Below are 8,266 nucleotides of genomic sequence, written 5' to 3'. Positions count from 1 at the left end.
CGCCCGAGTCGTCGACCGCGACGGCGAGGCCGTGCCGGCGAGTGCGGCGGCTGCCATCCGCGAGGCCCGTGTGGCCGCGGACAACATCGGGACGCTCGTCGAGCGGCAACAGGGCGGTTCCGGCGAGTTCCAGCCCCGACTGACCCAGTACCAGTTCAATGTCCCAGGGTGGCTCGTTTCGGTCGGCGACGACGCCGTGGCGAAGGTCGGCCCCTCTATCCTCACCGGGCGGGCCGCGCTGGCGCTCAAGACGACTGTCGGCGCGGGCTATCTGGGAACAGTTGGAGCCGTCCAGAACGCGGTCGATCTCGTCAGCGAGGAGTTGGACCTCGATGCGAGGGACACGAAACCCGAATAAAGTACCGCAAAAACCGTAGATCGGCGCGTCAGTCCTCGCCGTCCGCGGTCGCGTTCCCGAGCACGTCGTCGGGTTCGATCCAGATGACGAACTCGTCTTCGCCGTCGCGGTCGACGACGCCGTTGATGTACTCGCCGTCGACTGGGGCGGTGTTCACTTCAGATTCGGCGACGGGGACGACCTGTCGGACCTCGTCGACGATCCAGCCCATCGCGCCCTGTTCCTCGAACACACCTGCGTCGAAGACGACGATGAGATTCTCGGTCCCATCGCTGTCGATGTCCATCATCTCCTTGGGGTTGAGAATCGTCGTAATCTGCCCGCGGAGGTCGACGACGCCCTCGACGTAGTCTTCGGTGTTGGGAACGCGGGTGACCGTTTCGCGCTTGACGATCTCCTCGACGTAGTCGATATCGAGACAGTAGTACTCGTCACCGAGCGCGAACTCGAGTACCCGGACCAGTTCTTCTGTCTGGGTCGCGTCGTCGTCGATAGCCGCGGCGCGAGCGCCACCCTCGGTCGTGGCGGTGTTGTCCGACGCCATCGCCTCCTCGATGAGTTCCTGGTCCGGCAACTCAACGCCGGTCGGTCCCTGCATCGGGCTGGCCGACGCCGACAGGTCGTCCGTCGGCTGGTCGGCACCACCGGCGGCGACGTTCTCGGGAGTTACCTGGGCGGAGGCCTCTGCCGCTCGCTGTGCGGCGGCCATCGCGTCAGTGTCGCTCTGATCAGTCGTTGCGCCGTCGGAGCCAGTATCGCTACCGCCATCGTCGGTGGCCTGTTCATCGGCAGTAGCCGTTTCGTCAGCCGCGTCATCGCTGGCGGCCGCTGAGTCCGTGGTGGCTACCTCGGTTGCTGTCTCCTCGGTTTCGCCCTCGTCGGTGGGCTGCTCACCGGAGCCGTCCGCGGAGGCGTCGTTTGTCTCCTCAGTGTCGTCGGTAGTTTCTGCCTTGTTCCCCTCGCGCATCTGCCGGATGCGCTCCGCCCTGTCCATACGTTCGTCGTCACTCATGCTGGTACCTCTGTGTCGGTAAAGCCGAACTGCTCGTCGAGTTCAGCGGCGATGTCCTCGAAGACAGCCGCCATGTCACACGATTCCTCGGTCGCGAAGATAGACTGGCCGGCACTGAACGCCCGCTGAAGCGCCACCCGTTTGCGGACCTCCCAGACGGGACTGTCCGGGAACGCCATGTTGAACCATTCGAGCATCGTCTCGTCCTCGGACGTGGTCTCGACCCGATTGGCGACGACGCCGAGTGTGTTGATCGACGCGTCGGTCTGGCGCTCCATCGCGGCCATCTGATCCATCAGCAGTTCGATGGCTCGCTCGGAGGTCGCTTCAGTCAGTGCGGGAATGAGGACGTTCTGTGCGGCGTACATGCCGGTGTCAGTCAGCTTCCCGTAGAACGGCGGGCAGTCGATGATAACGTAGTCGTACTCGGCATCGAGCGTCGACAGCGCCCGGTCGAGCGTGTCGAGCGCGTGTGACCCCGTGACCATCTCCGGCGTGATGTTGATCGCGAACGAGGCCAGCGCGGCCTGATCGATATCTCCGCCCTGGGTGTTGACCCGGGCGATGAGGTCGGCGATGGTCAGTTCGTGCTCGGCCTGGAGCATATCGATGCTGGAGGGGATCACGTCCATCTCCTCGCCTTCGCAGATAAGCTCACCCAGCGCCGATGGGTCGCCAGTCAGTGCGTCGAACAGCGTCGGCGGGTCGGCGTCGTACGCCTCGACGAGGCCCACGCCTTCCGTGGCGTTGCCCTGGGGATCGAGGTCGATAAAGAGGACGTCCCGGCCGCGGTCGTTCAGTGCACCGGCTACGTTGATAGCAACTGTCGTCTTTCCGGTCCCGCCTTTCGCGTTGGTCACACAGAAGCGGGCTGGACCGGTTTCTGATTGCCGGTTCATCATCCAAGTATCCACAGGTCGACTCCGAGCCACTATAAAAATGTGGTCCCGATTATCAACGTCGCAACTGGGGGACGGAACGCGGACGAGACAGAAACACCCGCGAGCGTGTGCATGACGGCCGTCTGACGGTGTGCAAGATTTATGATTGTGTAGATTGAAGGGTCAGTATCATGACCATCAACCCGCGCGATTACGACCTCGACGAGTTACGGAAGATGGCTCGTCAGCGGGGGAACGGGATGAGCGACGAAGACGTCCCGGACCCGACGGGCCTCGACATGGGGCTTGACGACTCCGACGAAGAGGTGCTTGCGGGGAGTTCGTTCCGCTCCGGGCTGTACCGTGAACTGCTGCCGTTCCTCGGCGGCGACGCCAACGAGAAGCCCTATCTCGAAACATTGCCCGAGACCTACGCCGCGGAGTTCGTGGTCTTCGAGTGGCTGGAGTTCCTGCTGATGCACTCCGGGTATCAGGGGGCCGACGAAGCGCTCGATTACTACCGCTCTATCGACTGGATCACCGAGGACGTACAGGACAACCTCTCGGACTATCTGCTCGGCATCGACGAGTCGGCGACGAACGACGACAACGAACTGAGCGTCGACGACCACATGCTGAGTCTCGTCTACGTCGCGAAGCTCACTGCGATGACGTAACGCTCGTTTTCAGCACCAGCTCTTTCCTTCGAATCCCTGCTACCGAGGGGGTTTCAGTATCAGCCACCTGAGAGGACAGCTATCAGTCCTGAATACTAGGGAGAGGATATATATCGGGCGGTCGACAAGGACGACCGTATATGAGTGACGAGGATGCGGACGACGGCACCGGGTCCGAATCGGACGCCGGTGTGTCGTCGGACGGCGCTGCCGCTGTTCCGGTCGGGGTCAAACTCGGGAGCACCCGGACCGTCATTGCCCTGCCGGGCGAACACGGCACGGAGAACCGAATCATCAAGACACTGACGTGCATGGCGACGTACGAGGACGCCCTGACCGGCGAGGAGAAGATCCTCTACGGCGAGGAAGCGGCCCGCGAGTATCCGGACCGCGTCGAGTACATGCTTCGGTCGGGACTCCCCGAGGACGCCGACCGGGCCGAGATGACCAAGACGTTCTTCGAGGCGATCATCGAGGAGCATGACATTCCGGCAAACAGCGGCGTCGTGTACGCCATCCCGACTATCGACAACCCGACCGGGCTGGAGAACCTGCAGAACGTCATCGAGAACTCCTCGATCGGGCTGGAACTCGTCGAGAGCTATCCGGAGTCGCTGTGTGGCTCCATTCCGGCCTTCGGTGACGACCTGGAAGCCATCGACGAGATCTTCGTCGCCGTCAACATGGGGTCGACGAACCTCGAAGCCTCCGCGTACCGCCGCGGTGAACAGCTCTCTCCGTTCACGACGGGTGCGGTGACCGGGAACGAGGTCGACCGGATGATCGCCAACTACGTCGAGGAGGAGACCCAGGGCCGGGTCAACATTGACAATCAGACTGCCCGCGAATATAAGGAGGAACACGCCGACTTCGTCGATTTCGAGCCGTTCACGGACATCATCCAGCAGCCCGGCGGCGGCTCACACGAGTTCACCATCGAGCGCTCGGTGATGGACGCGGTCAACGAGTACCTCGACGATGCTGTCGACGAACTGGCGAACACGTTCTTGCCGGAGCTGGCGAACGACTACATGAAGGTGTACCAGCTAGCACTGGACCGGCCGATCGCTATCACCGGCGGCATGGCCTGTATCCCCGGCATCGTCGACGAGTTCGAGGAGCGACTCAGTGCGGAGCTGAACCGCGACATCGAAGTCATCGCCGCCGACGAACCGGACGTCGCGCCGACCATCGGCGCACAGCGGATCGCGGCGCGTCTCGTCGAGACCAACTAGGGGTTCCGCCAGCAGTTCAGCCACCGTTCGATTCTGGGCTCAGACTGTGCCATTTCGTGACCACGATCGGTCGAGAGCAGTTCGAATACGTCAGTGTCGATTCCGAGACGGGTCGCGTCGGTCGAGAGACCACCACCCTGTCGCTCCTGAGACGAACCCCCGCTGAGACGGGTACGTGGCATGTGGCCAAGTACGGAGACATGATACCTAAAGCCAAGTCAGACAGCCGTCTGCCGGCTGACGCACGGTAGGGAGTCACGGCGTAGTCGACAGGGCTGCCGTGACCGAGGAACAGCAGCACGATATGCACCCAAACCAGATTAATTTACCACAGCGATATCAGAATAGATAAGTGAATATCAAGTCCTAAGGCCTATTCTACCCGGTAATGGGAAAAATTATCAACTTAGATAATTTCGAGGGAGATCCGCCCGACGTTCTCACCGGCACCGGTTCGGGCGGACTCCTCTCGGCCGGATATCTCCACGATGGGCCAGCACTGGGAGCCGTCGACGACGACGAGACGGCGCAGTTCGCCCTCACCAGTCGCAAGCACGGCATCGAAATCGGCACGTCGGAGTCCGGTGAGACGGTGCGACCAGGAAGTAACTACCGGATGATCGGGATCGTGACTGACAAGCGGTTCCTGTTGCTGGTGGGCGACGACGACGGCGACACGCGGTTCGCCATCCCACACGTCGATATCGACCAGATTTCGGGTGACCGGTCGCTCGGACACGGCCGGATCACGTTTCGGCGATGTGGCGACACGGAGTGGCAGGTCCACTGTGGCAAGCAGGGACTCGTGGACCTGACGGCGTATCTCTCGCACGCGTCACAGGCGTGGGTTCGCGTCGAGAACATCCTGGACGAGGTCAAGCGGATCCTCGTGACTGCGACCGAACAGCGCGACCGAGGGGACCACGAGCAGGCACTGGAGTCGGTGCTGGAAGCCGGGGACCGACTCGACGCGGCCGGCGAGACGGCCACCGAATTCGGGCCGCCCGGAGACGCGAATGCGCTCGAAAGGCGTGTCGCGACGGTACGGGAGCGCCACGTCGCGACACTCGCGGAAGTCCGCCGCAGCCGTGCCCGAAGGGCGGTCGACACCGGTGAGAAGCACTGGCGGGGGAACGATTTCGAGGCGGCGTACGACGCCTACGAGGCGGCGCGGGCGGAGTACGACGAGATCTTTTCGCTCCCGACGGGGGGCGTCACCGACCTCCCGGACATCCGTGCCGAGCGGGACCGACTCGACACCGTCATCGAGGACCTCGAACAGTCGCCGTTGCGCACTGCGGTCGCGGCCGACAACGAGGCCGTCGCAGCGGAAGACCCCGCTGTCGCCGCCGATCACTGGGCCGAGGCGCTCGAAGCCTACCGAGACGTTCTCGAACTCGACTGGGGCGCGGACGAGCGGCGGTTCGCTGGCGACCCCGAGAAGGTCCGGGACCGACTGGGAACAGTCGCGGAGAACCTCGTCGCCGCGCGGCGGACGGTCGCGACGGACGCGATGGAGGCAGGGGACTGGTACGCCGACGCCAGCCAGCCCGACGCCGCGTTAAAGGAGTACAAGACGGCCCGGGCGGCGTTCGAAACCGCGCTGGCGGACGCCAGGGATTGTTATCCGGACGCCACCGACCACCTTGAAGCGGAACTGGATGCCGTGGAACAGCGACTCTCGCGGACGGAGGCCAGACTCGGTGGCGAACCCGTCGACGTGGACGACCGCTTCGACGAGACTGGGACAACGCCGGACCTGGACATCACGACCGCCGACGAACCCTCGCCGTCACCGACTGACACGACTGACCTCTCGGATATCGAGAGCGGTATCGACGGCACCGACCCGAAAATCGATCCGACGGGACACGGTGGGTCGTAGTCCTCGCTAGCCATCCGTTCTCGGCTCGCCGTCCGTTGTCTGCGACCGTCCGCACCCTGGCGAAACTGTGTAGCGGTGGCGCTATCACCACAGACTGAGGGTATCTGATCAACACCATGTAATGACATAGCATAATTCAGCCGTGTCAGGACCTCTCCCGCCCGAGCCGACTATGGTCAGGAGAAAATTTATATCCTTCAGTAGAATATATACAATTATAATGGATTGTACCAACTGTGGCACGCGGATGTCATACAACGATCAGACGACAAAGCTCACCGAGTTCGTCTGTCCCAGTTGTCACGAAACCGTCATCGACTGGAAGGCCGAGGCCCGCAACGCCCGCGTTCACTGACCGGTTCCGCCCGCTTTCTCACCGATAGTCCGCTTTCAGCCACTGCTCTGGCTATTGACTGTCCTCGGTATCTCTTTCCACCGTCACTGACTGGGTGGGGCTACACTGGACGCCGCCGATAGGCCGCCAGACGCTCCGCTGGCCGCATCGACGACATAATCAACAAGAGCGTGCATATTCGTTCAGAAACGATTGCCGAATGTTTTTATATTTCAGGAAGGGATACCGAGGCAATGGGAAATTCGCCACGCATCGGCTGTCTCTACGCCGACGCCTGTACGGACGAGCAGGCGGCGGCGTACGACTGGTGTCAGGAGGCAGTCGACGATGCCGAGCGGTGCGAGCTCTCGTCGGTCGAGCCGACCGAGTACGATGTCCTCTGGTGGCATCGGGACGAACTGTTCGACGAGCGAGCGCTGGCCGACGCGCCGGCCCTGGCCGCGTACGTTCGTGACGGCGGCTCGCTCCTGCTGACACTGAGCGCGCTCTCGGCCGTCGAACCGCTCGGGTTCGACGACGTCGCGCCCGACGCCGTCGGCTGGGAGGAGATTCCGGAGCCGACCGGACACCTCTGGCAGGCCCTGTACGCCGACCACCCAATCCACGCGGACTACGACACCCTTCGCGTCCACACCCGCGGGGCCGGCGTGACGATCCCCTACGCGAGATACGAGTCCATCGCGCCCCAGTCCGGGGACGTGCTCGCGAGTACGGTCCGTGGCGACACCGACGTGGTCAAGCAGATGTCGATTCTTTCCTGGGAGCCCGGGGCCGGGCAGGTGCTGGGCATCGGGTCGTCCGTAGCGTTCGCCCAGCCGACCCACGACGTGTGCCGGGGCAACCGCGAGACGCTCATCGAGAACGCGCTGGGATTCCTGGCGACGGCCGACCGGCACCCGCTGACCGGCCGTCCGAAGGACGTCGACACGTTCGGGCAGTTGCGCGAGCGGCTCGGCGATGACCCGAGTCGCCCGTCTTACCACGTAACGCCGCCGGCGAACTGGCTCAACGACCCGAACGGGCTCATCCACTGGAACGGGCGCTACCACCTGTTCTACCAGTACAACCCGGCCGGGCCGTTCCACAACACGATTCACTGGGGCCACGCCGTCAGCGACGACCTCGTCCACTGGGAGGACCGCCCGGTCGCGCTTACGCCCTCGCCGGACGGCCCGGACCGGGACGGCTGCTGGTCCGGCTGTGCGGTCGACGACGGCGGCGTCCCGACCGTGCTGTACACCGGCGGTCGGGACAAGCGCCAGCTCCCCTGTATCGCCACCGCCGCGGACGACGACCTCACGGCCTGGGACAAGGACCCGGACAACCCCATCATCGAGGAGTTGCCGGCCGAGCCGGAGGTGCTCCGCACCGAGCACTGGGAAGGGGAGTTCCGGGACCACTGCGTCTGGCGCGAGGACGGGACCTGGTATCAGCTCATCGGGGCCGGCATGGAGGGCGGCGGCGGCGCGGCCCTGCTGTACGAGTCCGCTGACCTCCGGGACTGGGAGTATCAGGGCCCGATCCTCACCGGCGACCGCGACACCGCCGGCACCGTCTGGGAGTGCCCGGAACTGCTGGATTTCGGCGACCGCCAGCTCCTCCACATCTCGAACTACGAGGACGTGGTGTACTTCCTGGGCACCTACGCGGACGGCGAGTTCGAGGTCGACCGCCGGGACAAGCTCGACCACGGCGACTTCTACGCCCCGCAGTCGATGTGGACCGACGACGGCCGCATCCTGACCTGGGGGTGGCTCCCCGAGGCCCGGGACGTGAGCGGGCAGTGGGACGCCGGCTGGTCGGGCGCGATGTCGCTGCCCCGGGAGCTGTCCCTGGCCGACGACGGCGGCCTCTGCCAGCGGC

At 64.1% G+C, this 8,266-nt stretch carries 8 protein-coding genes and 1 pseudogene; 6 read left to right on the top strand and 3 right to left on the bottom strand.

The window, feature by feature from the left end; genetic code table 11:
• Nucleotides 1-358: pseudogene (locus GJ630_RS18740) on the top strand (NADH dehydrogenase FAD-containing subunit); the annotation flags it as partial.
• Between the two features lie 28 nt (nucleotides 359-386).
• Here GJ630_RS18740 and GJ630_RS18735 read toward each other — a convergent pair.
• Nucleotides 387-1,370 carry a chemotaxis protein CheW gene (locus tag GJ630_RS18735; RefSeq protein ID WP_191450684.1) on the bottom strand — a complete coding sequence of 328 codons (984 nt, stop codon included), beginning with the start codon at nucleotides 1,368-1,370 and terminating at the stop codon, nucleotides 387-389.
• Nucleotides 1,367-2,272, bottom strand: coding sequence for a ParA family protein (locus tag GJ630_RS18730; protein WP_014040807.1), 906 nt, complete (start codon nucleotides 2,270-2,272; stop codon nucleotides 1,367-1,369). The genes GJ630_RS18735 and GJ630_RS18730 overlap by 4 nt, the downstream gene beginning before the upstream one ends.
• Before the next feature lie 170 nt (nucleotides 2,273-2,442).
• Here GJ630_RS18730 and GJ630_RS18725 point away from each other — a divergent pair, with 170 nt between their 5' ends.
• Both GJ630_RS18725 and GJ630_RS18720 read left to right on the top strand, forming a co-directional pair.
• A complete protein-coding gene (locus GJ630_RS18725) occupies nucleotides 2,443-2,928 on the top strand; it encodes a FlaD/FlaE family flagellar protein (RefSeq protein ID WP_191450682.1) in 486 nt (161 codons plus the stop codon).
• Nucleotides 2,929-3,068: 140 nt separating this feature from the next.
• Nucleotides 3,069-4,163 (top strand): rod shape-determining protein, encoded by a 1,095-nt coding sequence (locus GJ630_RS18720; protein ID WP_008311619.1) that lies wholly within the window; start codon nucleotides 3,069-3,071, stop codon nucleotides 4,161-4,163.
• On the opposite strand, the gene GJ630_RS19775 is transcribed toward GJ630_RS18720, so the two are convergent.
• Nucleotides 4,160-4,345 (bottom strand): hypothetical protein, encoded by a 186-nt coding sequence (locus GJ630_RS19775; RefSeq protein WP_008311620.1) that lies wholly within the window; start codon nucleotides 4,343-4,345, stop codon nucleotides 4,160-4,162. The genes GJ630_RS18720 and GJ630_RS19775 overlap by 4 nt on opposite strands.
• A gap of 206 nt (nucleotides 4,346-4,551) precedes the next feature.
• Between GJ630_RS19775 and GJ630_RS18710 the strand changes: the two genes are divergently transcribed.
• From GJ630_RS18710 to GJ630_RS18705, 3 genes are all read left to right on the top strand, one after another.
• Nucleotides 4,552-6,048 (top strand): hypothetical protein, encoded by a 1,497-nt coding sequence (locus GJ630_RS18710; protein ID WP_151103577.1) that lies wholly within the window; start codon nucleotides 4,552-4,554, stop codon nucleotides 6,046-6,048.
• Nucleotides 6,049-6,268: 220 nt separating this feature from the next.
• Nucleotides 6,269-6,403 (top strand): hypothetical protein, encoded by a 135-nt coding sequence (locus tag GJ630_RS20410; protein WP_023843340.1) that lies wholly within the window; start codon nucleotides 6,269-6,271, stop codon nucleotides 6,401-6,403.
• 233 nt (nucleotides 6,404-6,636) lie between these two features.
• Nucleotides 6,637-8,266 (top strand): glycoside hydrolase family 32 protein (locus GJ630_RS18705; RefSeq protein WP_191450680.1); only part of this gene is annotated, 1,630 nt, incomplete at its 3' end.

The organism is Haloarcula sp. CBA1122, assembly GCF_009741785.1.
In the GTDB taxonomy this organism is placed as follows: domain Archaea; phylum Halobacteriota; class Halobacteria; order Halobacteriales; family Haloarculaceae; genus Haloarcula; species Haloarcula hispanica.
Note: the sequence above shows the minus strand (reverse complement) of the source record. Positions and strands in the feature narration are given on the sequence as shown.